This window comes from Desulforamulus hydrothermalis Lam5 = DSM 18033 (assembly GCF_000315365.1).
GTDB classification, from domain to species: domain Bacteria; phylum Bacillota; class Desulfotomaculia; order Desulfotomaculales; family Desulfotomaculaceae; genus Desulfotomaculum; species Desulfotomaculum hydrothermale.
In genome coordinates, this window is sequence record NZ_CAOS01000007.1 from 23,088 (window position 1) to 47,778 (window position 24,691).

General features: G+C 51.1%; 24 protein-coding genes, 5 tRNA genes and 1 riboswitch. All 29 genes read left to right on the forward strand.

Annotation, left to right across the window (positions count from 1 at the left end):
* Complete coding sequence (locus DESHY_RS04695; protein WP_008410830.1) at positions 1-513, forward strand: NYN domain-containing protein; 513 nt, start codon at positions 1-3, stop codon at positions 511-513.
* A 303-nt stretch (positions 514-816) separates the two neighbouring features.
* Positions 817-1,461, forward strand: a complete 645-nt coding sequence (gene sigH, locus DESHY_RS04700) for an RNA polymerase sporulation sigma factor SigH (RefSeq protein WP_008410832.1) — start codon at positions 817-819, stop codon at positions 1,459-1,461.
* A 171-nt stretch (positions 1,462-1,632) separates the two neighbouring features.
* Positions 1,633-1,708 (forward strand) — tRNA-Thr (locus DESHY_RS04705).
* A gap of 5 nt (positions 1,709-1,713) precedes the next feature.
* Positions 1,714-1,799: transfer RNA gene (locus DESHY_RS04710), tRNA-Tyr, on the forward strand.
* Positions 1,800-1,866: 67 nt separating this feature from the next.
* A tRNA-Met gene (locus DESHY_RS04715) sits at positions 1,867-1,942 on the forward strand.
* A 3-nt stretch (positions 1,943-1,945) separates the two neighbouring features.
* Positions 1,946-2,021, forward strand: a tRNA-Thr gene (locus tag DESHY_RS04720).
* A gap of 8 nt (positions 2,022-2,029) precedes the next feature.
* A tRNA-Met gene (locus tag DESHY_RS04725) sits at positions 2,030-2,106 on the forward strand.
* 214 nt (positions 2,107-2,320) lie between these two features.
* On the forward strand, positions 2,321-3,523 hold the full coding sequence (gene tuf, locus DESHY_RS04730; RefSeq protein ID WP_008410833.1) for an elongation factor Tu: 1,203 nt from the start codon (positions 2,321-2,323) through the stop codon (positions 3,521-3,523).
* Positions 3,524-3,740: 217 nt separating this feature from the next.
* Positions 3,741-3,890: a 50S ribosomal protein L33 gene (gene rpmG, locus DESHY_RS13530; RefSeq protein WP_008410834.1), complete on the forward strand. Its 150-nt coding sequence runs from the start codon at positions 3,741-3,743 to the stop codon at positions 3,888-3,890.
* Positions 3,891-3,997: 107 nt separating this feature from the next.
* Positions 3,998-4,351: a preprotein translocase subunit SecE gene (secE, locus tag DESHY_RS04735; protein ID WP_008410835.1), complete on the forward strand. Its 354-nt coding sequence runs from the start codon at positions 3,998-4,000 to the stop codon at positions 4,349-4,351.
* A 48-nt stretch (positions 4,352-4,399) separates the two neighbouring features.
* Entirely contained in the window at positions 4,400-4,927 is a 528-nt protein-coding gene (nusG, locus tag DESHY_RS04740) for a transcription termination/antitermination protein NusG (protein WP_048817894.1), read from the forward strand.
* A gap of 30 nt (positions 4,928-4,957) precedes the next feature.
* Positions 4,958-5,386 (forward strand): 50S ribosomal protein L11, encoded by a 429-nt coding sequence (gene rplK, locus DESHY_RS04745; RefSeq protein WP_008410838.1) that lies wholly within the window; start codon positions 4,958-4,960, stop codon positions 5,384-5,386.
* A 52-nt stretch (positions 5,387-5,438) separates the two neighbouring features.
* Positions 5,439-6,128 (forward strand): 50S ribosomal protein L1, encoded by a 690-nt coding sequence (gene rplA, locus DESHY_RS04750; RefSeq protein ID WP_008410839.1) that lies wholly within the window; start codon positions 5,439-5,441, stop codon positions 6,126-6,128.
* Positions 6,129-6,314: 186 nt separating this feature from the next.
* The gene (gene rplJ / locus DESHY_RS04755; protein WP_008410840.1) at positions 6,315-6,851 is read left to right on the forward strand and encodes a 50S ribosomal protein L10; all 537 of its coding nucleotides are present in this window, start codon (positions 6,315-6,317) and stop codon (positions 6,849-6,851) included.
* Between the two features lie 52 nt (positions 6,852-6,903).
* Positions 6,904-7,281 carry a 50S ribosomal protein L7/L12 gene (gene rplL, locus DESHY_RS04760; RefSeq protein ID WP_008410841.1) on the forward strand — a complete coding sequence of 126 codons (378 nt, stop codon included), beginning with the start codon at positions 6,904-6,906 and terminating at the stop codon, positions 7,279-7,281.
* 248 nt (positions 7,282-7,529) lie between these two features.
* Positions 7,530-7,648: riboswitch (molybdenum cofactor riboswitch) on the forward strand.
* A 98-nt stretch (positions 7,649-7,746) separates the two neighbouring features.
* A complete protein-coding gene (locus DESHY_RS04765) occupies positions 7,747-8,505 on the forward strand; it encodes an ABC transporter permease (protein ID WP_008410842.1) in 759 nt (252 codons plus the stop codon).
* A 4-nt stretch (positions 8,506-8,509) separates the two neighbouring features.
* The gene (locus DESHY_RS13325; RefSeq protein WP_008410843.1) at positions 8,510-9,601 is read left to right on the forward strand and encodes an ABC transporter ATP-binding protein; all 1,092 of its coding nucleotides are present in this window, start codon (positions 8,510-8,512) and stop codon (positions 9,599-9,601) included.
* Positions 9,602-9,906: 305 nt separating this feature from the next.
* Positions 9,907-13,344 (forward strand): DNA-directed RNA polymerase subunit beta, encoded by a 3,438-nt coding sequence (rpoB, locus tag DESHY_RS04775; RefSeq protein ID WP_174269700.1) that lies wholly within the window; start codon positions 9,907-9,909, stop codon positions 13,342-13,344.
* A gap of 55 nt (positions 13,345-13,399) precedes the next feature.
* Positions 13,400-16,963 carry a DNA-directed RNA polymerase subunit beta' gene (gene rpoC, locus DESHY_RS04780; protein WP_008410845.1) on the forward strand — a complete coding sequence of 1,188 codons (3,564 nt, stop codon included), beginning with the start codon at positions 13,400-13,402 and terminating at the stop codon, positions 16,961-16,963.
* A gap of 90 nt (positions 16,964-17,053) precedes the next feature.
* Positions 17,054-17,305: a ribosomal L7Ae/L30e/S12e/Gadd45 family protein gene (locus tag DESHY_RS04785; RefSeq protein WP_008410847.1), complete on the forward strand. Its 252-nt coding sequence runs from the start codon at positions 17,054-17,056 to the stop codon at positions 17,303-17,305.
* Between the two features lie 121 nt (positions 17,306-17,426).
* Positions 17,427-17,801 carry a 30S ribosomal protein S12 gene (gene rpsL / locus DESHY_RS04790; protein ID WP_008410848.1) on the forward strand — a complete coding sequence of 125 codons (375 nt, stop codon included), beginning with the start codon at positions 17,427-17,429 and terminating at the stop codon, positions 17,799-17,801.
* Positions 17,802-17,864: 63 nt separating this feature from the next.
* Entirely contained in the window at positions 17,865-18,335 is a 471-nt protein-coding gene (gene rpsG, locus DESHY_RS04795) for a 30S ribosomal protein S7 (RefSeq protein ID WP_048817895.1), read from the forward strand.
* 12 nt (positions 18,336-18,347) lie between these two features.
* On the forward strand, positions 18,348-20,426 hold the full coding sequence (gene fusA, locus DESHY_RS04800; protein ID WP_008410851.1) for an elongation factor G: 2,079 nt from the start codon (positions 18,348-18,350) through the stop codon (positions 20,424-20,426).
* Between the two features lie 45 nt (positions 20,427-20,471).
* Positions 20,472-21,674 (forward strand): elongation factor Tu, encoded by a 1,203-nt coding sequence (tuf, locus tag DESHY_RS04805; RefSeq protein WP_008410853.1) that lies wholly within the window; start codon positions 20,472-20,474, stop codon positions 21,672-21,674.
* A gap of 151 nt (positions 21,675-21,825) precedes the next feature.
* Positions 21,826-22,134, forward strand: coding sequence for a 30S ribosomal protein S10 (rpsJ, locus tag DESHY_RS04810; RefSeq protein ID WP_008410855.1), 309 nt, complete (start codon positions 21,826-21,828; stop codon positions 22,132-22,134).
* Between the two features lie 82 nt (positions 22,135-22,216).
* Positions 22,217-22,846 carry a 50S ribosomal protein L3 gene (rplC, locus tag DESHY_RS04815; protein ID WP_008410857.1) on the forward strand — a complete coding sequence of 210 codons (630 nt, stop codon included), beginning with the start codon at positions 22,217-22,219 and terminating at the stop codon, positions 22,844-22,846.
* Between the two features lie 33 nt (positions 22,847-22,879).
* Positions 22,880-23,500, forward strand: a complete 621-nt coding sequence (gene rplD, locus DESHY_RS04820) for a 50S ribosomal protein L4 (protein WP_008410858.1) — start codon at positions 22,880-22,882, stop codon at positions 23,498-23,500.
* A complete protein-coding gene (gene rplW, locus DESHY_RS04825; RefSeq protein WP_008410859.1) occupies positions 23,500-23,787 on the forward strand; it encodes a 50S ribosomal protein L23 in 288 nt (95 codons plus the stop codon). The genes rplD and rplW overlap by 1 nt, the downstream gene beginning before the upstream one ends.
* Before the next feature lie 14 nt (positions 23,788-23,801).
* Positions 23,802-24,626: a 50S ribosomal protein L2 gene (gene rplB, locus DESHY_RS04830; protein WP_008410860.1), complete on the forward strand. Its 825-nt coding sequence runs from the start codon at positions 23,802-23,804 to the stop codon at positions 24,624-24,626.
* Positions 24,627-24,691: the final 65 nt, after the last annotated feature.

A 24,691-nucleotide genomic window follows, 5' to 3' on the forward strand; every position in this document is an offset into this window, starting at 1 on the left:
ATGCAGGAATTTTATGTGGTGGACGGGTATAACATCATCCATGCCTGGCCGGAGTTTGCCGGCATGATTGACAGCGGGTTAGACCATTGCAGGGACAAGCTCGTTCATATACTGGCCAACTTTGCCGGTTTTGAGGGCAGCCGGGTTAAAGTGGTTTTTGATGCCCACCTCGTAAAAAGAGGCATTGAGCACCGGGAAACCGTGCACGGCATTGAGGTATACTATACCCAGGAGGGCGAAACTGCTGACTCGTTAATTGAAAAAATTGTCGGGGACCTGGGCAAACAGGGCACGGTTTATGTAGTAACTTCTGATTGGGATGAACAAAAAATTATTTTTGGGCGGGGTGCTTACCGCTTGACACCCAAAGAATTCAGGGTTCAGGTTATAAAGGCTAACCGGCGAAGAGAGGAAGAGTTTAATCGGCCCAACCCCACCGAGGGCTATCTGGAGGACAAGCTGCCCGCGGAAATCAGGCAAGTATTAGAAAAATGGCGACGCAGCAAGAATTAAGTACACCTGGCCGGGGGCTATTTTGCCTTGACGAGCCTTTTTAACATAAGCTATAATTAGTCATGTAACTTAACCAGTTAGCGCATGGGGCTGCATGTGCGGCTGGGTAGGCCAGACCCCGGGTTAGAATTACGGATGACAGGCGGCAAGGAAGCCTGGCCCTGCCGGGAATGCCGGTTACCAGGGTTCTTTTCAGACATGAGGTGATATGTTCTGCAGCAGTTTTAGAGTGCCTGCCAATATAGTCATGCTTTTCTGAACTGTTTGAAATTTCTTAGAGACAAGAAAGCGGGGGCGATAATTTTGAATTCAAATGCACAAAGAGAAGTTTCCGGCGGATATCAAATTATGGTGGATGAGGATGTCGTTGAATTTGCGCGCGAGGGCGACGACGCAGCGCTGGAGTACTTGATTAATAAATATAAAAACTTTGTGCGTGCAAAAGCCCGCTCATATTTCCTGATTGGAGCCGACAGAGAAGATATTATTCAGGAGGGCATGATTGGCCTTTATAAAGCCATTCGCGATTTTCGCATGGACAAGCTGTCTTCTTTTCGCGCCTTTGCCGAACTGTGCATTACCAGGCAGATTATCACTGCCATTAAAACAGCAACCAGGCAAAAACACATCCCTCTTAATTCGTACGTTTCGTTAAATAAACCAATTTACGATGAGGATTCAGACCGCACCCTGTTAGATGTAATTTCCGGGTCAAAAATAACAGATCCGGAGGAACTCATTATCAGCCGCGAAGAGTTTGATGATATTGAGGAAAAGATGGGCGAAATCCTGAGTTCACTGGAATGGAAGGTGCTCATGTCTTACCTGGAAGGAAAGTCTTACCAGGAAATTGCAGAAGACCTTAACAGGCATGTTAAATCTATTGACAACGCCTTGCAGAGAGTAAAACGCAAACTGGAAAGATACCTGGAAAAGCGTGAAGCCTAGTCAACCGGTTAACTGATGTTCTATAAGAAATAAATACTACACGATGATGCTTTTTACCTTTATTTAAGGTTAAAAAATTTTTTCGTTAAAAACAGTTAATCTTGCCAAACAATACATGACAGCAGGTGTTGACACCGAGTGCTTCATCTGCTATTATAATCAATGTTCGGTGCCGGCGTAGCTCAATTGGCAGAGCAGCTGACTTGTAATCAGCAGGTTGCGGGTTCGAGTCCCATCGCCGGCTCCACCCACGGAGGGATTCCCGAGTGGCCAAAGGGAGCAGACTGTAAATCTGCCGGCGAACGCCTTCGAAGGTTCGAATCCTTCTCCCTCCACCAGATTTGTTACACAGGCAAAAAACTCTTGATTTATGGCGAGTGCCTGTGTTATAATAAACATTGCTGACGCGGGATAGAGCAGTTGGTAGCTCGTCGGGCTCATAACCCGAAGGTCGAGGGTTCAAGTCCCTCTCCCGCAACCAAATGCTGCTATAGCTCAGTAGGTAGAGCGTATCCTTGGTAAGGATAAGGTCACCGGTTCAATCCCGGTTAGCAGCTCCAGTACTTACGGCGGTGTAGCTCAGTTGGTCAGAGCACACGGTTCATACCCGTGGTGTCACTGGTTCGAATCCAGTCACCGCTACCAGTCCGAAAGAACCTGCCCGGTTGGAGCAGGTTCTTTTGCGTTTTGTTGATATAGAAAAGAAGTGTCAGAAAAAAGAAGGATTTTTGTCTTTCTTATCGAATCTAGCTATGGATTTTCAGTTAATAGGTATAAACCATGCTTAAATCTGGAAATAACTTTAGAGATGAAAAATCTCTGGCTAAATTCCGAAAAACGGAGGAGGAGAAGTTAACCCATGGCTAAGGCTAAATTTGAACGTACCAAACCCCACGTAAACATTGGTACCATCGGTCACGTTGACCACGGCAAAACTACCCTTACCGCTGCCATTACCGTAGTTCTGTCTACCACCGGCGGCGCCCAAGTTAAGCGTTACGACGAAATTGACAACGCTCCCGAAGAGCGTGAACGCGGTATTACCATTAACACCGCCCACGTAGAATACGAAACCGCTAACCGTCACTATGCTCACGTTGACTGCCCGGGTCACGCTGACTATGTTAAAAACATGATTACCGGTGCGGCCCAGATGGACGGCGCCATCCTGGTTGTATCCGCCGCTGACGGTCCGATGCCGCAAACCCGTGAGCACATCCTGCTGTCCCGTCAGGTAGGCGTACCCTACATTGTGGTATTCCTGAACAAAGCTGACATGGTAGACGATCCCGAACTGCTTGAGCTGGTGGACATGGAAGTGCGCGAACTGCTGAACTCCTATGAATTCCCCGGCGACGACACTCCCATTATTGCCGGTTCCGGCCTGAAAGCCCTGGAGTGCGGCTGCGGCAAGCGTGAGTGCGAATGGTGCGGCAAGATCTGGGAGCTGATGGATGCAGTAGACTCCTACATTCCCACCCCTGAGCGGGATGTTGATAAGCCCTTCCTGATGCCGGTAGAAGACGTGTTCTCCATTACCGGCCGTGGTACTGTGGCTACCGGTCGTGTTGAGCGCGGCCAAGTAAAAGTACAGGATGAAGTGGAAATCGTCGGTCTTAACGACAAGCCCCGCAAGACCGTAGTAACCGGCGTAGAAATGTTCCGCAAGCTGTTAGACTTTGCGCAAGCCGGTGACAACATCGGTTGCCTGCTGCGCGGTGTTGACCGTAAAGAAATCGAGCGTGGCCAAGTGCTGGCAAAACCCGGCAGCATTAAGCCCCACACCAAGTACGAAGCAGAGGTATACGTCCTGACCAAAGAAGAGGGCGGCCGTCACACCCCCTTCTTTAACGGCTACCGTCCTCAGTTCTACTTCCGTACCACCGACGTAACCGGTGTGGTACAACTGCCGGAAGGCGTAGAAATGGTCATGCCCGGCGACAACATCAAGATGAAGGTGGACCTGATCACCCCCATCGCTATTGAGGAAGGCCTGCGCTTTGCTATCCGTGAAGGCGGCCGTACTGTAGGCGCCGGCGTAGTAACCGCCATCCGCGAGTAACTGATTAACAATTTTCCTAAAAGGAGTGACCCCGGTCACTCCTTTTTTGCATAAACCGCAAACTGGTATATAAAACCAATTAAAGAGACATAATACCAATATGGTACGTTGCCACAGGATAAGTATTGACATCCAACAATACATATGATAAATTTGTTAAGGTATATTACTAGACATCTCTGCCCAAGTCTTTTTTCGTTTTAGGGAGGTGGCAACAGTGCGAGTAGGCGTAACTCTGGCTTGCACCGAATGCAAACGGCGCAACTACACCACTACTAAAAATAAAAAGAACGATCCCAACCGGATCGAACTGAAAAAATATTGCAAGTGGTGTCATACCCACACAGTTCACAAAGAAACCAGATAGTTAAGCCGCCAACCCCAAGCGTTACCATAATCGGCCGCATTCCGTAAGGGGTTTTATTCGAGGCACTACTGGTGTAAACAAAAAAGTTAAGGATGTGGCGTTTTTCAATGGCTGTGCAAAAAAAGACACTCAAAAAGGCAAGCGCTGCCAAGGAAACAGCGGCAACCAATGAAACCGGTGGGGCCGAGAATAAAAAGGATGCGGCCCCTAAGGATGCTGCTAAGGCTGCAGCTAAAAAAGAACCCGCCAAGGCGCCCAAAGCGTCTTTTAGTGAGCGTATCGGCAGCGTAAGCAAGTACCTGCGTGGCGTTCAGAACGAGCTGAAAAAAGTTCACTGGCCCAGCCGCAAAGAGCTGGTTACTTACACTGCGGTGGTGCTGACTTCGGTTGCCGTGCTGGCTGTTGTCATCTGGGTGGTAGATTCGCTTCTCAGCTTGGGCGTAAAAGGCATCATTTCCTAATTGTAAACAAGGGGGTGGGGAACCCGTCTGGCAGGGTTCCTTTTGCTGATGAGTACACAATGGTATGTTGTGCACACTTATTCCGGTTATGAGAATAAGGTCAAAGCCAACCTGGAGAAGCGAATTGAATCCATGAATATGGAAGATAAAATCTTTCGTATTCTGGTGCCCATGGAAGATGAAGTGGAAATTAAAAACGGCAAGAAAAAGGTTTCAAAGAAAAAAGTATTTCCCGGATACGTTCTGGTAGAAATGATTATGACTGATGATTCCTGGTACGTGGTGCGCAATACGCCGGGAGTAACCGGTTTTGTCGGCACAGGTTCTAAGCCTATCCCGTTAAGCCAGGAAGAAGCCAAGGCCATTATTAAGCAGATGGGCTTGGAAGAACCGAAAACCAGGATTGACGTCAGTGTTGGCGAAAATGTCAAGGTAATTGACGGGCCCTTTGAAAACTTTGCAGGTGTGATTGAAGAAATTTACCCTGAAAAGGGTAAAGTTAAAGTTATGGTATCAATGTTTGGACGTGAAACTCCCATCGAGCTTGATTTTTCTCAAATTGAAAAAATGCTTTAAGCTTGTAGGTTGTAAGGAGGTGGACTGGATATGGCCAAAAAGGTAGCTGCCATAATCAAACTGCAAATTCCGGCCGGTAAAGCCACCCCGGCGCCCCCGGTAGGTCCTGCCCTGGGTCAACACGGGGTAAACATTATGGCTTTTGTCAAACAATATAATGAAGTTACTGCAGCGCAAGCCGGCTTGATTATTCCGGTTGAAATTACAGTATATGAAGACCGGTCCTTTACCTTTGTTACTAAAACGCCTCCTGCAGCAGTACTGCTGAAGAAGGCTTTAGGTATAGAGACCGCTTCCGGCGAGCCTAACAAGAAGAAAGTGGGTAAACTGCCCCGCTCTAAAGTTAAAGAAATCGCCGAATTAAAAATGCCTGATCTCAACGCTGCCAGCCTGGAGGCTGCCATGCGCATGATTGAAGGCACCGCCCGCAGCATGGGCGTAGAAATTGTAGAAGGATAGCTTCATCCGGTGGGAGGATGTAGTCCGCTAGTACCACAAAGGAGGGAAATACATGCCCAAAGAAGGGAAAAAGCTTCAGGAAGCCCGGAAGCAGTATGATAAAAACACTCTTTACGAGCCCCTGGAAGCTATGGAGCTGGTTAAAAAGACCGCTCCCGCCAAATTTGATGAAACTGTTGAAGTGGCCTTCCGCTTGGGGGTTGACCCCCGGCACGCCGACCAGCAACTGAGAGGTGCGGTTGTGCTGCCCCACGGAACCGGTAAAACCAAAACCGTACTGGTCTTTGCCAAAGGCGAAAAAGCCAAGGAAGCTGAAGCGGCCGGTGCAGATTTTGTCGGCGCCGAGGAGCTGGTAGAAAAGATTCAAGGCGGTTGGTTGGGATTTGATGTAGCCATTGCCACCCCGGATATGATGGGGATGGTTGGTAAACTGGGTCGTGTTCTGGGCCCCCGTGGTTTAATGCCCAACCCCAAAACAGGTACTGTAACCTTTGATGTAGGGCCTGCTGTAAAAGATGCCAAAGGCGGTAAGATTACTTACCGTACCGATAAAGTCGGTATTGTTCACGCACCCATTGGTAAGGTTTCTTTTGATGCCCAAAAGCTGGCTGAAAACTTTAAAACCCTGGCTGATACATTGCAGCGTGTTAAGCCTGCTTCCGCCAAGGGTCAGTACATGAAGAGCATCACCGTTTCCTCTACCATGGGCCCGGGGATTAAAATTAACCCCAACAAGCTCTAGGGACTTTGCCCGGTTGCGACAACTGAATAAGTCCAGTCGTAGACAGTTGGTGTCCTTGACTTAATGGCTTAAGCCGCCAGCCGAGACCGGGTGAATTACTGCAAAAGTGTGAAGCATTGCGGGGAATTTTGCCTGTCTTGGCGAATTCCCCCTTTTGTTTTATTCCAGCGGAAGGAGGTGTAGCTCTTGCCGACCACAAAAGCTCAAAAAGCAGTTATGCTGGAAGAAATTAAAGAAAAAATGTCCCAATCCCAGGTTACCATTTTAGCTGATTTTCGCGGCATTTCAGTGGCTAAAATCACCGACCTGCGGGCTCGCCTGCGCAAAGCCGGCAGTGAAATGAAGGTGGCTAAGAACACCGTGGCCCGTATTGCCGCCCGGGAAATCGGTGTTGAGGGATTAGATCCCTACCTGGAAGGGCCTACGGTATTTGCCTTTGGTATTGAAGACCCGGTGGCTCCTGCCAAAATCCTTTCGGATTTTGCTAAGGAAGTGAAACAAGGGGTTGACATCAAAGCCGGTATTTTAGAAGGCAAGGTGATTGATGCCAACGGCGTCAAAGCCCTGGCCGACCTGCCTTCCAGAGAAGTATTGCTGGCCAAAGTACTGGGTGGCATGCAGGCTCCCCTGTATGGCTTTGCCGGCGTACTGGCTGCCAACCTGCGCAATCTGGTTTATGTTCTGGATCAGGTGCGTCAGCAAAAAGAGAGTCAAGCATCTTAGTTTGTTCCGTTGCTTAAATTATTTATAAATTTTGAGGAGGTACAAGATCAGTATGTCTAAAGTAGCTGAAGTATTAGAAATTGTTAAAGGCCTTACCGTGCTGGAACTGGCCGAACTGGTAAAAGCTTTTGAAGAAGAATTTGGTGTATCTGCTGCTGCTCCGGTGGCCGTTGCCGCTGCACCTGTAGCCGGTGCTGCTGCTCCCGCTGAAGAAGAAAAAACCGAGTTTGATGTTATCCTGGCTAATGCCGGCGACAAGAAGATCAACGTTATTAAAGTTGTGCGCGAAATCACCGGTCTGGGCCTGAAAGAAGCTAAAGACCTGGTTGACGGTGCTCCTAAGCCCATCAAAGAAAAAACCACCAAGGAAGATGCTGAAGCTATCAAAGCTAAGCTCACCGAAGCCGGCGCTACTGTTGAAATTAAGTAATAAGTTTATTGTGACCGGTTTATAAAGACAGGGAGGGTATGCCTAAAGCAGTACTATGGGCATACCCTCTTTGTTTGCAAACAAGCTGCCGGATTGATCAGATAAAAAACCGGCCTGTTCTGACAGTCCCGGAGGGCCGCCCGGGTTGTCAGAAAAGTCTGCCTAAATCTTGACGTATTTTTGCATGTACTGTAAAATATACCCTAATTGGCAAATAACGTTGGGGAACGTTGTTTGCCCTGAACAAAATTATCTTGTTTCTCCGAGCCGGTTGTCCTAAGGCTTTATGCGACGGATTGCCGGCCGCTAGGGTAAGCCGGGAAACCGGTTTGCCTCCCGTGTGGAAAGGAGAGTGATGAAGATGTTACGGCCAGGTCATTGCTTTCCGCGACCTGGTTTTGTTGTTATTGCAGCGCTAATAAATCTATGCCGATATGCAAATTAAATTTGGGAGTTGACCGCATTATGGACCTTATTGTCAACGGCGTCAGGGAAGCGTTAATCAGCTTGTTCGGCGGGGACCCCGAAGTATATCAGGTTACTTTCTTAACATTAAAGATTTCCGGCCTTGCTACCCTGATAAGCCTTTTTCTGGGCATCCCGGCCGGCGTGTTTTTGGCTCTGCGAAATTTTCCCGGCCGCGGCTTTATAATCAGTCTGGTGAATACCGGTATGGGCCTGCCGCCGGTGGTGGTTGGATTATGGGTAAGCATATTGCTTTGGCGGTACGGCCCACTGGGATTTTTAGGGCTGATGTACACGCCTGCCGCTATGGTGATTGCCCAGGCGGTAATTGCTACCCCGATTGTTACGGGTTTTACCATTGCGGCAGTACAGCAGATAAAACCGCAGTTGCGCCTGCAGATACTGGCGCTGGGCGCTTCCCGGCGGCAATATATGTGGCTGTTAATGCGGGAGGCCAGGTTGCCGCTGCTGGCTGCCGTTATTGCCGGATTTGGCGGGGTAGTATCCGAAGTGGGAGCTTCCATGATGGTGGGAGGCAATGTCAAGGGGTACACGCGGGTATTGACAACGGCCACGGTGATGGAGGTTTCCAAAGGAAATTTTGCGGCAGCTATTGCCTTAAGTGTTATATTGTTATTATTGGCTTACGGTGTTACGTTATTACTGACCCTGCTGCAGCAGCAGGGCGAAACAACCGCTTCCGGCCACCGGGGAAACCGGTTGTTAAATTTCATGGGTAAACGGCAGAAAAGCAGGTGAAAAAATGCAGGGGCAGCAGGTAATTTTGCAGGTCAAAAACCTTTGTTGGGGAGTGGCAGGAAGGACTCTGATCGACATTGACAATTTTGTTTTGCATAAGGGTGAAACAATTGCCCTGATCGGCCCCAACGGCGCCGGCAAAAGCAGCCTGGTAAAATTGTTAGCCTTGCTGGAAAAACCCTGGCAGGGGGAGATTATTTTTGACGGCCGGCAGGTGACGGGCAGCCCCTTACAGGTAAGGCGTCAAATGGCCATGGTCTTTCAGGAAGCCCTGTTGCTCAGCGGTTCGGTGTTTGGCAATGTGGCACAAGGGCTGCGCTTCCGGGGACTGCCGCGAGATCAAATAGCCCGCCGGGTAAATTACTGGCTTAAAAAATTGCAAATTGCACATTTGGCAGATCGGCATATCCGTTATCTTTCGGGAGGTGAAGCACAAAGGGTAAGCATTGCCAGGGCTCTGGCGCTGGAACCGCAGGTGCTGTTTTTGGATGAACCCTTTGCCGCACTGGATTTACCTACCCGGATAACGCTTATTGAAGAAATCGGTGAAATTATTAAAGCTACCGCCACAGCCACCGTTTTTATTACCCATAACGTGGAAGAAATTCCTTTGCTGGCCGGGCGGGTGTGCGCTATGTCAGCGGGCAAAATAGTGCAGGATTGTTCCACCGAGGACATCTTCCGCTATCCTGTCAATGAGGAGGTGGCCAGGCTGGTGGGCATTGAAAATGTTTTGCAGGGGGTTGTTCTGCCGGGCGGCAGGACAGCACAGGTGGGCGAGACGGTGATAAGTTTTGTTGCCCGGCAGGATTACCGGCCCGGTACCAATATTAACCTGTGCATCCGGCCGGAAGACGTAATTTTAATTGAAGACCGCAAACCGGACGGCGGTCCTAACCTATGCCGGGGCCGGGTAACCAAGATTTATCCGTTAAGCAGCCAGCTGAAGCTTACAGTGGACTGCGGGTTTTCCATAACCTTGCAGGTTAACAAAGAACTTTTCTTTGCCGGCAGGGTGCGGTCGGGCAGTCTGGTTAACATCATGCTGCCGCCTGAAAAAATATATGGCTTGCCATTGACAGACAGAGGCATTTAAACTTTAATGCCAAAATAAAAATCCCAATTTTTTTCGTCAACAGACAAAAAACCACCTTGACAAATACTGCCACTTGTGCTAACATTACAAAATGTCATTCTGTGGATAACCTAAAATAAACTTGGTTAGGTGGCAAAAATTGTGCATAATTTTCTGCATAAATGGCCAAAATAAAGTAGATAAGGCGTTATAGTGTTTAAAAGCGAGGGATTGTTGATAAAAAAGCAAGACCTTGCTTTTCGTTGTCTGTAATTTTAGCACAAGACCGTCATTTATGTAATTATTTAAGGGGTGTGATGCGTTCGATGGCTTACCCGGAACAAGTAGGAAACAGGGTGAGGTGGAACTACGGCAAACTTCGTGAAGTGCTGGATTTGCCCAACCTGATTGAAGTTCAGCGAAATTCTTACGAATGGTTCCTGCAGGAGGGCCTGCGGGAAGTGTTTCACGACATCTCTCCCATTCAGGATTTTACAGGCAATCTGGTGCTTGAATTCCTGGACTACACTCTGGGAGAACCCAAGTACTCCGTGGAAGAGTGCAAGGAACGCGATGTAACATATGCCGCTCCCTTGCGAGTGAAAGTCCGCCTGATAAACAAAGAGACCGGGGAGGTCAAGGAACAGGAAGTCTTTATGGGGGACTTCCCGCTGATGACCAACAAAGGTACTTTTATTATCAACGGGGCTGAGCGTGTAATTGTCAGCCAATTGGTCCGTTCCCCCGGCGTTTACTTTGCTGACCATATCGATTCCAGCGGCAAAAGGTTGTTCACATCCACCGTGATTCCTAACCGTGGAGCCTGGTTGGAGTTTGAAACCGATGTCAATGATCACATATTCGTTCGCATTGACCGCACCCGTAAAATCCCGGCCACAGTATTAATCCGGGCCCTTGGTTACAGTTCGAATGCTATGATTCTCGAACTGTTTGAGAATGACAAATTTGTTCAAGAAACCTTAACCAGGGACAACACAGATTCAGAAGAAGAAGCATTGGTAGAAATCTACAAGCGGCTGCGGCCGGGTGAACCGCCAACGGTGGAAAGCGCCCGCTCTTTATTATATACTTTATTCTTTGACCCCAAGCGATATGATCTGGCTCATGTGGGACGTTACAAGCTGCAGAAGAAATTAAAGCACGGCGTGCTTTACCGTTATCCTAAAGGCGAAGACGGGCCCAAAGAATGGGATCGCTATTTAAACAAAGAAGTTCCGGTGGAACGTGAGTTTATCCGGGAGTTAACCAAAGAGGATATTGTAGCTACCTTCCGCTACCTGCTTGGCCTGATGAAAGGCGAAGGCAGCGTTGACGATATTGACCACCTGGGCAACCGAAGACTGCGCTCGGTGGGCGAGCTGCTGCAGAACCAGTTCCGCATCGGTTTATCCAGGATGGAACGGGTGGTCCGGGAAAGAATGACCATCCAGGATGTTGACGTTATCACACCCCAGGTGTTGATTAATATCCGGCCGGTAGTGGCGGCCATTAAAGAGTTTTTTGGTTCCAGCCAGCTGTCCCAGTTTATGGATCAAACCAACCCGCTGGCGGAATTAACTCATAAAAGGCGTCTGTCAGCCCTGGGGCCCGGCGGTCTTTCCAGGGAACGGGCGGGCTTTGAAGTGCGTGACGTACACCACTCCCACTACGGCCGCATGTGCCCCATTGAAACGCCGGAAGGTCCCAACATCGGCTTAATTGGCTCATTGTCCACCTATGCACGCATTAACAGCTTTGGCTTTATTGAAACGCCTTATCGTAAGGTTGACAAAGCCAACAAGCGGGTTACCGATGAGATTGTTTACCTTACGGCCGACGAAGAAGAAGGCCATATTATTGCTCAGGCCAACGCGCCACTGGATGAAAACGGCTATTTTGTGGAAGAACGGGTTAACGCACGCCGGGGCCATGATACACTGCTGGTGCCCACCGACCGGGTTGATTACATGGACGTATCGCCTAAGCAGGTGTTCTCGGTGGCCACCTCCTTAATTCCCTTCCTGGAGCATGACGACGCTAACCGGGCCCTGATGGGTGCCAACATGCAGCGCCAGGCAGTTCCTTTGTTGAAATGCCAGGCGCCGGTGGTAGGTACCGGTATCGAGCACCGGGCGGCAAAAGACTCCGGCGTTGTGGTGGTAGCCCAAAACAGCGGCGAAGTGGTCAGGGTAACCGCCAATGAAATTGTTATTCGTACCGATGAGGGCAAAACCGATAAATATAAATTATTGAAATTTACCCGTTCCAACCAGGGTACTTGTATTAACCAGAAACCCATTGTGGCAAAAGGCGACCGGGTGGAGGCGGGCCAAATTATTGCTGACGGACCGGCCACCGACAAAGGTGAACTGGCTCTGGGGCGCAACGTCCTGGTGGCCTTTATGACCTGGGAGGGCAACAACTACGAGGATGCCATTCTGATCAGCGAAAAAGCTGTTAAAGAAGATTTCTTCACCTCCATACACATTGAAGAATACGAATGCGATGCCCGTGACACCAAACTGGGTCCGGAAGAAATCACCAGAGATATTCCCAACGTGGGCGAAGATATTTTAAAAGACCTGGATGAAAGAGGGATTATCCGGGTAGGCGCTGAGGTCAGGCCGGGCGATATCCTGGTCGGCAAAGTCACTCCCAAGGGGGAAACCGAGCTGACAGCGGAAGAACGCTTGCTGCGGGCGATCTTTGGCGAGAAAGCCAGGGAGGTAAGAGATACCTCCCTGCGGGTACCCCACGGGGAGGCCGGCAAAATCGTGGATGTCAAGGTATTTACCCGGGAAAACGGGGACGAGTTGCCGCCGGGAGTCAACCAGCTGGTTCGCGTTTACATTGCCCAAAAGAGAAAAATCTCCGAGGGTGATAAAATGGCCGGCCGTCACGGTAACAAAGGGGTTGTGGCACGAATCCTGCCGGAAGAAGACATGCCCTTTATGGCCGACGGTACCCCGGTGGAAATTGTACTGAACCCGCTGGGTGTGCCTTCCCGTATGAACATCGGGCAGGTGCTGGAGACTCACCTGGGCTGGGCAGCCAAGACCCTGGGCTTCCATGTGGCCACCCCGGTCTTTAACGGTGCTTCAGAAGACGACATCTGGGGCTCCCTGAAACGGGCAGGGTTGCCGGAAGACGGCAAAACCGTGCTGTATGACGGACGAACCGGCGAGCCCTTCGATAACCGGGTTACTGTTGGTTATATTTATATGATTAAACTGCACCACCTGGTAGACGATAAAATTCACGCCCGCTCCACCGGCCCCTACTCCCTGGTTACCCAGCAGCCTCTGGGCGGTAAAGCCCAGTTCGGCGGCCAGCGGTTTGGTGAAATGGAGGTATGGGCCCTGGAAGCCTACGGAGCGGCTTATACCCTGCAGGAAATCCTCACCGTCAAGTCAGACGATGTGGTGGGACGGGTTAAAACCTATGAAGCCATTGTCAAAGGCGAAAATGTGCCTGAGCCGGGTGTGCCGGAGTCTTTCAAAGTGCTGATCAAGGAGCTGCAGTCGCTGGGGCTGGATGTAAAAGTGCTGTCAGAAAACGATGAGGAAATAGAAATTAAAGAAATTGAAGAAGACGTCACCGAAACAGCTAAGGAACTGGGCATTGACCTGCCGGAAGAAAGACGACTGGGTGATGTTAAACAGGAACACGACGAGGAAGACGAATACGAAGAAGAAAATGAGGAATTTGACGAAACCTTCCTCGAAGAAGCCGAAGAAGAATTCAGTTTGGATGACGAGGACTAAAACAAGCGGTATTGAAACCATCTAGCGAAATCCGCTATAAGGGGGAGTAGGTCCTTTGTTAGAATTAAATAATTTTGATAGCATTCGCATCGGGTTGGCTTCACCGGACAAGATCCGTCAGTGGTCCAGCGGCGAAGTGAAAAAACCGGAAACCATTAACTATCGCACCCTAAAGCCGGAACGGGACGGGTTGTTCTGCGAGAGAATTTTTGGCCCTACCCGGGATTGGGAGTGCCACTGCGGCAAATACAAGCGTCTCCGTTACAAAGGGGTAGTTTGCGATCGCTGCGGCGTCGAGGTTACCCGCTCCAAGGTGCGCCGCGAGCGGTTGGGCCATATAGAGCTGGCAGCCCCGGTATCCCATATCTGGTATTTCAAGGGCATTCCCAGCCGTATGGGGCTGCTGCTGGATATGTCCCCCCGGGCACTGGAGAAAGTTTTATATTTTGTGTCTTATATTGTGATTGAACCGGGCGATACCCCCCTCCTGAAGAAACAGCTGCTGACCGAAACCGAATACAGGGAATACAAAGAGAAGTTCGGCAACAACTTTAAAGCAGGCATGGGCGCCGAGGCCATCAAGACACTGCTGCAGGAAATTGACCTTGAGGAACTGGCCCGTGAACTGCGTCAGGAACTGAAAGAAGTTTCCGGTCAGCGCAAGATCCGTGCCATTCGCCGTTTGGAAGTGGTGGAAGCCTTCAGAAAGTCCGGTAACCGCCCGGAATGGATGATTTTGGATGTGGTTCCCGTCATTCCCCCGGAGCTGCGTCCTATGGTGCAGTTGGACGGTGGGCGTTTTGCCACCTCCGATCTGAACGACCTGTACCGCCGGGTGATTAACCGTAACAACCGCTTAAAACGCTTATTGGATTTGGGTGCCCCGGATATTATCGTGCGCAACGAAAAACGCATGCTGCAGGAAGCGGTGGATGCCCTGATTGATAACGGCCGCCGCGGCCGGCCGGTGACCGGTCCCGGCAACCGGCCGCTCAAGTCGCTGTCTGACATGCTGAAGGGCAAACAGGGTCGCTTCCGGCAAAACCTGCTGGGCAAAAGGGTTGACTATTCCGGCCGTTCGGTAATTGTAGTGGGGCCCCATTTAAAAATGCACCAGTGCGGGCTGCCTAAAGAAATGGCCCTCGAGTTGTTCAAGCCCTTTGTCATGAAAAAACTGGTCAACGACGGCTACGCTCATAATATCAAAAGTGCCAAACGCATGGTGGAAAGGGTGCGGCCGGAAGTATGGGATGTCCTGGAAGAGGTTATTAAGGAACACCCCGTCCTGTTAAACCGCGCACCAACCCTGCACCGTCTGGGCATCCAGGCCTTTGAGCCGGTGCTGGTGGAAGGCCGGGCCATTAAAATTCACCCGATGGTTTGCACCGCATACAACGCTGACTTTGACGGCGACCAGATGGCTGTACACGTTCCTTTGTCTGCTGAAGCCCAGGCGGAAGCAAGGCTATTAATGCTGGCTGCCAACAATATTCTGAACCCCAAGGACGGTAAGCCGGTAGCCAGTCCCACCCAGGATATGGTCTTGGGCTGCTACTACCTCACCATGGAAAAAGACGGCGCCAAGGGCGAGGGCATGATATTTAAGGACGAAAACGAGGCCATTCTGGCCTACGACAACCATGTGGTTTCGCTGCACGCCAAAGTGACGGTGCGCCGGAAGAACGGCGAAAAGCTGCAAACCACGGTGGGACGTATTATTTTCAACGAGATTATTCCGGAAGAGTTGGGCTTTATCAACAAAGTTTGCGATAAAAAGACTTTAAGTAAAATTGTCGCAGACTGTTACCGCAAACTGGGCAACGCTCATACGGCGGAGCTGCTGGACGGCATTAAGGAGCTTGGTTACAAATTCTCCACCCGGGCCGGCATTACCATCGGGGTGGCTGATATTACAATTCCTGCGGCTAAGAAAGAAATTCTGGCTAACGCCGAAGAACAGGTTAACAAAATTGAAAACCAGTTCCGCCGCGGTTTAATTACCGAAGACGAGCGATACCGGAAAGTTATCGGCGTCTGGAACGATGCCACCGATAAAGTTACCAAAGCTTTGATGGATACGCTGGACAGATTTAACAACGTTTACATGATGGCCACCTCGGGGGCCCGCGGTAACATTCAGCAAATCCGGCAGCTGGCCGGCATGCGGGGTCTGATGGCGGATCCTTCCGGGCGCATCATTGACCTGCCCATTAAAGCCAACTTCCGGGAAGGCCTGACAGTTTTGGAATACTTTATTTCTACCCACGGCGCCCGCAAAGGTTTGGCCGACACCGCCCTGCGCACCGCCGACTCAGGTTACTTAACCAGACGTCTGGTAGACGTGGCGCAGGATGTCATAGTCCGCGAAGAAGATTGCGGCACCGCCGAGGGCATTGAAGTCAGCGAAATCAGAGACGGCACTGAGGTTATTGAAAGACTGGCTGAACGCCTGGAGGGCAGGGTGCCCATGGAACCGGTGGTTCATCCGGCAACCGGAGAAGTCATTATCTCCCGGGAGAAAGTGGAGCAGCACGGCCTCATTACAGCCGACGAAGCCCAAAAAATTGAAGAAGCAGGCATTAAAAAGGTTAAGATAAGGTCGGTCATTACCTGCAAAACCCGCTACGGCGTGTGCAAGCACTGTTACGGCAAGAACCTGGCCACCGGCGGCACCATTGATATCGGCGAAGCGGTAGGCATTATTGCCGCCCAGTCCATCGGCGAGCCGGGTACCCAGTTAACCATGCGAACCTTCCACACCGGCGGCGTGGCCGGCGATGACATTACCCAGGGTCTCCCCCGGGTAGAAGAGCTGTTTGAAGCCCGCCGGCCCAAGGGTCAGGCTATTGTGGCGGAAGAAGACGGTGTCATCGCCGTCCGGGAGGTTAAAGGGCGTCGGGAAATCGAAATCACCAAGGATAACGGTGAAAAGAATGTCTACGCCGTACCCTACGGGGCCAGGTTGAAAGTGAAAGACGGCCAGCGGGTAGAGGCCGGGGATGAGCTTACCGAAGGGTCTGTCAATCCGCACGACCTGCTTAAAATTAAAGGCCCTGCCGGCGTGCAGATTTATCTGCTGCAGGAAGTGCAGCGGGTCTACCGGCTGCAAGGGGTAGAAATTAACGATAAACATATTGAAGTAATGATTCGGCAGATGCTGCGGAAAGTGAAGGTAGAAGAGGCCGGCGACACCGATCTGCTGCCGGGCGGCCTGATTGATGTCTTTGAGTTTGAGGAGGAGAACCGCAAGGCCATCGAGGCCGGCAAAGAACCGGCAGTGGCCAAGCCGGTGCTGCTGGGTATTACCAAAGCATCCCTGGCCACCGACTCCTTCCTCTCGGCAGCCTCCTTCCAGGAAACCACCCGGGTGCTGACCGAAGCGGCCATTAAAGGCAAGACAGACCCGCTGTTGGGCCTGAAGGAGAACGTTATTATCGGCAAACTGGTACCTGCCGGCACAGGCATGTCGCGCTACCGCAACATAGAAGTGACCACCGGACAGCAGCAGGAACAGGAAGAAGATTTTGATCTGCTGCTGGCAGCCGGAGAACGCAACCGGGACTACCGGGTGCTGCCGGACGAAAAACTGGATGATTTCGACCTGTCTTTAGAAAAATAACCCTGCCGGAACTAAAAATACAAATTATTGACACGCGTTATAGTAAATGATATTATATGTAAGTGTTTGATTGCAGGAGGGTGGATCACCATGTCTTTGGAGCCTTTAAAGTCAGCACGCAAGAAAACTGTGGGGGCAAAACAGACATTAAAGGCTGTGGAAAAACTTCAAGCCAAGCAGGTGTACTGGGCGGCCGATGCCGAAGCCAGGGTGGTGGATCCTATCCTGCGGATTTGTTCCACAAAAAACATACCCACTGTTAAAGTGGACAGCATGAAAGATTTGGGCAGAGCCTGCGGCATTGACGTAGGCTGTGCCATTGCCTCTATTACTGAGTTTTAACTCGAAGTTCGAGGTTCGAAGTTCGAAGTTCGGTCTAAAGAACCATTCGTTAGCATCGAACCTCGAACCTCGAGTCTCGAACCTCGACCAAGCAGAACTTCGAGAGGAGGTGTAGAGAGAGATGCCTACCATTAACCAGCTGATTCGCAAGGGCCGTGAGGAGGTTGTGTACAAATCCACAGCCCCTGCGCTGAAGGAATGCCCCCAAAAGCGCGGCGTTTGCACCAGGGTTTACACCACAACCCCGAAAAAGCCCAACTCTGCCCTGCGCAAGGTGGCCCGTGTTCGTTTAACCAACGGCATTGAGGTTACAGCATACATTCCGGGCATTGGCCACAACCTCCAAGAACACTCGGTAGTGCTTGTGCGTGGCGGTCGTGTTAAGGACCTGCCTGGCGTGCGTTATCACATCGTACGCGGTGCGCTGGATTCCGCCGGTGTGCAAAACCGCAACCGCGGCCGTTCCAAGTATGGGGCCAAGCGTCCGAAAAAATAAAGTTAAAATATAATTTTTACTTTCAAATATAAAAGAGATTACTGGGTAAAGGGGGGAGAAATGATGCCAAGAAGAGGTGGAATCCCCAAGCGGGAAGTGCTTCCCGATCCTGTGTATGGCAGCAAAGTGGTTACCAAGCTTATTAACCAGGTTATGCTGGAAGGTAAGCGTGGTCTGGCAGAAAGAATTGTTTACGAAGCATTTGAAATAATCCGGGAAAAAACCGGCAAAAACCCTTTGGAAGTTTTTGATGCAGCCATGAAAAACGCGATGCCTGTCCTGGAAGTAAAAGCACGGCGTGTCGGTGGTGCCAACTACCAGGTGCCTGTTGAGGTTCGGGCAGAGCGTCGTCAAACCCTGGGTATTCGCTGGCTGGTAATGTTTACCCGCAAGCGTGCCGGCAAGTCGATGGCTGAGAAACTGGCTGCAGAAATTATGGATGCAGCAAATAACGTCGGAGCAACCGTTAAGAAGCGCGAAGATACACATAAAATGGCAGAAGCCAACAAAGCGTTTGCTCATTACAGGTGGTAAGGGAGGATCATTATGGCCCGACAGTTTCCTTTGGAAAGAACCCGCAACATTGGTATAATGGCCCATATTGATGCCGGAAAAACCACTACCACAGAGCGTATTTTGTTCTACACCGGGAAAGTTCATAAGATTGGTGAAGTACACGATGGCGCAGCCACCATGGACTGGATGGTACAGGAGCAGGAGAGGGGCATTACCATTACATCTGCTGCTACCACTGCCCAGTGGAAAAATCACCGTATCAACATTATAGACACACCCGGGCACGTGGATTTTACAGTTGAGGTAGAACGTTCGCTACGGGTGTTAGATGGTGCGGTGGCTGTGTTTTGTTCGGTCGGGGGGGTAGAACCCCAATCTGAAACTGTTTGGCGGCAGGCCGATAAATATGGCGTGCCCAGAATTGCTTACATCAACAAAATGGACCGCGTGGGCGCTGATTTCTTTAACGGCGTAAACATGATTAAAGACCGACTGGGTGCCAATCCGGTACCGATTCAATTGCCCATTGGCAGCGAAGATCAGTTCCGCGGCATTGTGGATTTGGTAACCAACAAAGCAATTATTTATGTCGATGATCTCGGCACCAAGAGCGAAGAAACCGAAATCCCGGCCGATATGGCGGAGCTGGTGGCTGAATACCGGGAAAAGCTGCTGGAAGCGGTGGCGGAGTTTGACGAAGAACTGATGGTGAAGTACCTGGAAGGCGAAGAGTTAAGTGAAGAAGAAATTAAACTGGCAATTCGCAAAGCCACCCTGGCGGTTAAAATTACCCCGGTACTGTGCGGTTCTTCGTTCAAAAACAAAGGTGTGCAGCCCTTATTGGACGCCATTGTGGATTACCTGCCGGCCCCCACTGATGTGCCGGCCATTCAAGGCATTAATCCCGATACCGGCGCTGCCGATCAACGGATTTCCAGCGACAGCGAGCCCTTTGCTGCGTTGGCCTTTAAGATCATGTCAGACCCCTATGTAGGCAAGTTGACCTACTTCCGGGTGTACTCAGGCGTATTAAACGCCGGGTCCTATGTGTACAACACCACAAAGGGTAAGAAAGAACGAATCGGCCGTATTCTCCAAATGCATGCCAACCACCGGGAAGAAATTCCTCAGGTGTTTGCCGGAGATATTGCCGCTGCTGTAGGACTGAAGGACACCACCACCGGTGACACACTCTGTGACGAAAAGCATCCCATTATTCTTGAATCCATGGAATTCCCTGATCCGGTTATTTCCGTGGCCATTGAACCAAAAACCAAAGCTGACCAGGACAAAATGGGTGTTGCCTTAACCAAACTGTCCGAAGAGGATCCTACCTTCAGGGTAAGCACCAATGAAGAAACCGGTCAGACAATCATCTCCGGCATGGGCGAGTTGCACCTGGAAATTATCGTGGATCGACTGATGCGCGAATTTAAGGTGCAGGCCAATGTGGGAAGGCCCCAAGTGGCTTATAAAGAAACCATTCGTAAAGCCGTTAAGGCAGAAGGTAAGTTTGTGCGTCAGTCCGGCGGTAAAGGCCAGTACGGTCATGTGTGGATCGAACTGGAGCCGATGGAGCCGGGTGGCCCGGGCTACGAGTTTGTTAATAAAATTGTCGGCGGCGTAGTACCCAAAGAGTACATTCCTGCCGTAGATGCCGGTATCAAAGAAGCTATGGAAAACGGTATTTTGGCCGGCTACCCCATGGTTGATATCCGGGCTACCATCTATGACGGGTCTTACCACGAGGTGGACTCCTCGGAAATGGCCTTTAAGATTGCCGGCTCGATGGCCTTTAAAAACGGAGCCGAAAAAGCTAACCCGGTATTGCTGGAACCCATCTTTAAAGTTGAAGTGGTGGTTCCGGAAGAGTACATGGGAGATGTTATCGGCGATTTGAACAGCCGCCGCGGCCGTATTGAAGAAATGGGTCAGCGGGGTAACGCACGGGTTGTCACCGCTTACGTCCCCCTGGCAGAAATGTTTGGCTATGCCACGGACCTGCGCTCCAAAACCCAGGGTCGTGGCACCTACACCATGCAGCACGACCACTATGAAGAAGTTCCCAAAAATATTGCCGAAGGCATTATCGCTAAGCGAAAAGGATAAGCAGAAAGATTCTTTCGCGTGTGAGCAAGGAGGAAAGTAATAACCATGGCTAAGGCTAAATTTGAACGTACCAAACCCCACGTAAACATTGGTACCATCGGTCACGTTGACCACGGCAAAACCACCCTTACCGCCGCCATTACCGTAGTTCTGTCTACCACCGGCGGCGCCCAAGTTAAGCGTTACGACGAAATTGACAACGCTCCCGAAGAGCGTGAACGCGGTATTACCATTAACACCGCCCACGTAGAATACGAAACCGGCAATCGTCACTATGCTCACGTTGACTGCCCGGGTCACGCTGACTATGTTAAAAACATGATTACCGGTGCGGCCCAGATGGACGGCGCCATCCTGGTTGTATCCGCCGCTGACGGTCCGATGCCGCAAACCCGTGAGCACATCCTGCTGTCCCGTCAGGTAGGCGTACCCTACATTGTGGTATTCCTGAACAAAGCTGACATGGTAGACGATCCCGAACTGCTTGAGCTGGTGGACATGGAAGTGCGCGAACTGCTGAACTCCTATGAATTCCCCGGCGACGACACTCCCATTATTGCCGGTTCCGGCCTGAAAGCCCTGGAGTGCGGCTGCGGCAAGCGTGAGTGCGAATGGTGCGGCAAGATCTGGGAGCTGATGGATGCAGTAGACTCCTACATTCCCACCCCTGAGCGGGATGTTGATAAGCCCTTCCTGATGCCGGTAGAAGACGTGTTCTCCATTACCGGCCGTGGTACTGTGGCTACCGGTCGTGTTGAGCGCGGCCAAGTAAAAGTACAGGATGAAGTGGAAATCGTCGGTCTTAACGACAAGCCCCGCAAGACCGTAGTAACCGGCGTAGAAATGTTCCGCAAGCTGTTAGACTTTGCGCAAGCCGGTGACAACATCGGTTGCCTGCTGCGCGGTGTTGACCGTAAAGAAATCGAGCGTGGCCAAGTGCTGGCAAAACCCGGCAGCATTAAGCCCCACACCAAGTACGAAGCAGAGGTATACGTCCTGACCAAAGAAGAGGGCGGCCGTCACACCCCCTTCTTTAACGGCTACCGTCCTCAGTTCTACTTCCGTACCACCGACGTAACCGGTGTGGTACAACTGCCGGAAGGCGTAGAAATGGTCATGCCCGGGGACAACATCAAGATGAAGGTGGACCTGATCACCCCCATCGCTATTGAGGAAGGCCTGCGCTTTGCTATCCGTGAAGGCGGCCGTACTGTAGGCGCCGGCGTAGTAACCGCCATCCGCGAGTAATTTTAGCCGGTCGTGGAACCGGCCCGGCGGGCGGCCAGTCCGCAGGAAACGCCGGGCTTCCGGTCGACTAGCGATGAAGTGGAAGGTTGCTCGCCTTGTGAGGTAATTTTCACGGAGCAGTCCGCAAATCGGACGAAGGGAGAAAGAAAGTATGAAAAGCCAAAAAATAAGAATCAGGCTGAAAGCCTTTGATCATCAAATGCTTGACCAGTCCGCCGGCAAAATTGTTGAAACGGCCAAGCGGACCGGTGCTCAGGTGGCAGGTCCGGTACCTCTGCCCACCGAAAGAAGTGTTTACACCATTTTGCGTTCCCCCCACGTAAATAAAGACTCCCGGGAACAGTTTGAAATGCGTGTGCACAAACGCTTAATCGATATCCTGGAGCCCACTCCCAAGACGGTTGACGCTCTGATGCGCCTGGATCTGCCTGCTGGCGTGGATATTGAAATAAAGCTGTAATCTGACCCCGAGAGTGTATGTTAGAAGCCCTGGGGGGACCCACGGGCTTCTAACCTCTGACTATAACAGGAGGTGTTTTGTCATGCCAAAAGGTATTCTTGGCAAAAAAGTGGGCATGACCCAAATTTTTAACGAAGCAGGTGTGGCCATCCCGGTAACTGTTGTAGAAGCCGGCCCCTGCCTGGTGGTACAGAAAAAAACTCCCGAGAATGACGGATATGCAGCCGTTCAGTTGGGCTTTGGCGAAAAACGCGAAAACCTGATCAACAAACCCATCAAGGGCCATCTGGCCAAGGCCGGCGTGCGTCCGGTGCGTTTTCTGCGGGAAATCAAGGTAGAAAACCTTGAAGAATATCAAGTAGGTCAAGAAATCAAAGCGGACATCTTTGCCGCCGGGGAAAAGGTGGACGTTGTAGGAACTTCCAAAGGACGCGGTTTTGCCGGCGGCATTAAACGCCATAACTTCCACCGCGGACCAATGGCCCATGGTTCAAAATATCACCGTCGGCCCGGTTCCTCCGCAGCCAAAGGCCCTGCCCGAACCTTTAAAGGCAGAAAGCTGCCCGGCCACTATGGTGTTGAACGGGTAACCGTACAAAACCTGGAAGTTGTTAAGGTGGATGCCGAACGCAACTTGCTGGCCATTAAAGGTGCAGTACCCGGCCCAAGGGGCGGCCTGTTACTGATTAAAAACAGCGTCAAGGCCAAGTAGCGGTGGCGCAGCGAAAGGAGGACTGTGAATCCAATGCCTAAAGTAGCTTTATATAACGTCAACGGCGAACAGGTGGGCGAAGTGGAGCTGAAGGACGAAGTGTTCGGCATCGAGCCCCACGAATCCGTCCTGCATGATGCCGTAACCATGCAGCTTGCCAACCAGCGTCAAGGTACCCATGATACCAAAACCAGAGCAGAGGTCAGCGGCGGCGGACGCAAGCCTTGGCGCCAAAAGGGCACCGGCCGTGCCAGAGTAGGTTCCATCAGATCTCCTCTTTGGCGTAAAGGCGGCACCATTTTCGGACCCCATCCGCGTGATTACTCTTTCTCCTTGCCCAAGAAAGTACGCCGGCTGGCTCTGAAATCCGCGCTTTCCAGCAAAGTTAAAAGCAATAACATTATTGTATTGGATGCCCTTACCATAGATGCTCCCAAAACCAAAGAAATGGTGCGCATCCTGAACAACCTGAACGCTAACAAGGCGCTGGTTGTAACAGCCGAGCGGGATGTTAATGTGGAAAAATCCGCTCGCAACATTGCCGGGGTAAAACCCTTAAAAGCTGAAGGCGTTAATGTTTATGACCTGTTAAAGTACACCAAACTGGTTATTACCAAGGACGCCGTGGCTAAGATCGAGGAGGTGCTGGCGTAATGAAAAATCCGCGCGACATCCTCATCAAGCCGGTGGTTACCGAAAAAAGTACCCGTTTATTAGCCGATAACAAATACACCTTTATTGTTGATTTGAAAGCTAATAAGACCGAAATTAAACAGGCTGTTGAGGATATCTTCAAGGTCAAGGTGGAAAAGGTTAACACCATGCGGGTGAAGGGCAAACTTAAGCGTGTGCGCCAATTCATCGGCAGAACACCTGAACGCAAAAAAGCCATTGTTACCTTGCGAGAAGGCGACAAGATCGAGATCTTTGAAGGACTGTAAGGAGGGAAGCCCAGGTGGCAGTAAAATCTTATAAACCTACCTCACCTGGCCGCCGGTTTGTTACCGTCCCCGACTTTAGCGAGATCACCAAGACCAAACCTGAAAAATCTCTGCTGGAGCCTCTTAAAAAGAACGGAGGACGCAACGCCCAGGGCCGCATTACCGTACGGCACCAGGGTGGTGGCCACAAGCGGATGTACCGCATTATTGATTTTAAGCGCAACAAAGACGGTATTCCGGCTAAAGTTGCAGCTATTGAATACGATCCTAACCGTTCCGCCCGCATTGCCCTGCTGCACTATGTGGACGGTGAAAAGCGCTATATTATTGCTCCCGTAGGCCTGGAAGTTGGCATGACCGTTGAATCGGGCCCCAATGCAGACATTAAAGTGGGTAACTGCCTGCCCCTGCGCAACATTCCGGTGGGCACCATGGTACACAACGTTGAACTGTACCCGGGGGCCGGCGGCCAACTGGTTCGCTCTGCCGGTGCTGCTGCCCAGTTAATGGCGAAAGAAGGCAAGTATGCTAACCTGCGCCTGCCTTCCGGCGAAATGCGGCTGGTGCTGCAGGAGTGCCGCGCCACTGTCGGCCAGGTTGGCAACCTGGAACACGAAAACATTACCATTGGTAAAGCCGGTCGGGCCCGTCACCTGGGTATCAGACCCACAGTACGCGGTAAAGTTATGAACCCGGTTGATCACCCCCACGGCGGTGGTGAAGGACGTAACCCCATCGGCCGTCAACCCTCTACTCCTTGGGGTAAACTGGCAATGGGCGTTAAGACCCGCGGTAAGAAAAAGAGCGATCGCCTGATAGTTAAACGCCGCAGTAAATAAAGGCATGGGGTCGTTGTACGCCCGGCCCCGTGAATTTGGAACATGAGCATGATCCGGAAGGAGGT

What these genes read in the sequence shown, in the direction of transcription:
- tuf (WP_008410833.1), top strand. Translation starts at nt 2,321, where the DNA reads ATGGCTAAGGCTAAATTTGAACGTACCAAACCCCACGTAAACATTGGT.
- nusG (WP_048817894.1), top strand. Translation starts at nt 4,400, where the DNA reads ATGAGTACACAATGGTATGTTGTGCACACTTATTCCGGTTATGAGAAT.
- rplC (WP_008410857.1), top strand. Translation starts at nt 22,217, where the DNA reads ATGCCAAAAGGTATTCTTGGCAAAAAAGTGGGCATGACCCAAATTTTT.
- rplA (WP_008410839.1), top strand. Translation starts at nt 5,439, where the DNA reads ATGCCCAAAGAAGGGAAAAAGCTTCAGGAAGCCCGGAAGCAGTATGAT.
- secE (WP_008410835.1), top strand. Translation starts at nt 3,998, where the DNA reads ATGGCTGTGCAAAAAAAGACACTCAAAAAGGCAAGCGCTGCCAAGGAA.
- rpsL (WP_008410848.1), top strand. Translation starts at nt 17,427, where the DNA reads ATGCCTACCATTAACCAGCTGATTCGCAAGGGCCGTGAGGAGGTTGTG.
- DESHY_RS04765 (WP_008410842.1), top strand. Translation starts at nt 7,747, where the DNA reads ATGGACCTTATTGTCAACGGCGTCAGGGAAGCGTTAATCAGCTTGTTC.
- DESHY_RS13325 (WP_008410843.1), top strand. Translation starts at nt 8,510, where the DNA reads ATGCAGGGGCAGCAGGTAATTTTGCAGGTCAAAAACCTTTGTTGGGGA.
- rpsJ (WP_008410855.1), top strand. Translation starts at nt 21,826, where the DNA reads ATGAAAAGCCAAAAAATAAGAATCAGGCTGAAAGCCTTTGATCATCAA.
- rplK (WP_008410838.1), top strand. Translation starts at nt 4,958, where the DNA reads ATGGCCAAAAAGGTAGCTGCCATAATCAAACTGCAAATTCCGGCCGGT.
- rplD (WP_008410858.1), top strand. Translation starts at nt 22,880, where the DNA reads ATGCCTAAAGTAGCTTTATATAACGTCAACGGCGAACAGGTGGGCGAA.
- tuf (WP_008410853.1), top strand. Translation starts at nt 20,472, where the DNA reads ATGGCTAAGGCTAAATTTGAACGTACCAAACCCCACGTAAACATTGGT.
- rplW (WP_008410859.1), top strand. Translation starts at nt 23,500, where the DNA reads ATGAAAAATCCGCGCGACATCCTCATCAAGCCGGTGGTTACCGAAAAA.
- rplL (WP_008410841.1), top strand. Translation starts at nt 6,904, where the DNA reads ATGTCTAAAGTAGCTGAAGTATTAGAAATTGTTAAAGGCCTTACCGTG.
- rpoB (WP_174269700.1), top strand. Translation starts at nt 9,907, where the DNA reads ATGGCTTACCCGGAACAAGTAGGAAACAGGGTGAGGTGGAACTACGGC.
- fusA (WP_008410851.1), top strand. Translation starts at nt 18,348, where the DNA reads ATGGCCCGACAGTTTCCTTTGGAAAGAACCCGCAACATTGGTATAATG.
- rpsG (WP_048817895.1), top strand. Translation starts at nt 17,865, where the DNA reads ATGCCAAGAAGAGGTGGAATCCCCAAGCGGGAAGTGCTTCCCGATCCT.
- DESHY_RS04695 (WP_008410830.1), top strand. Translation starts at nt 1, where the DNA reads ATGCAGGAATTTTATGTGGTGGACGGGTATAACATCATCCATGCCTGG.
- DESHY_RS04785 (WP_008410847.1), top strand. Translation starts at nt 17,054, where the DNA reads ATGTCTTTGGAGCCTTTAAAGTCAGCACGCAAGAAAACTGTGGGGGCA.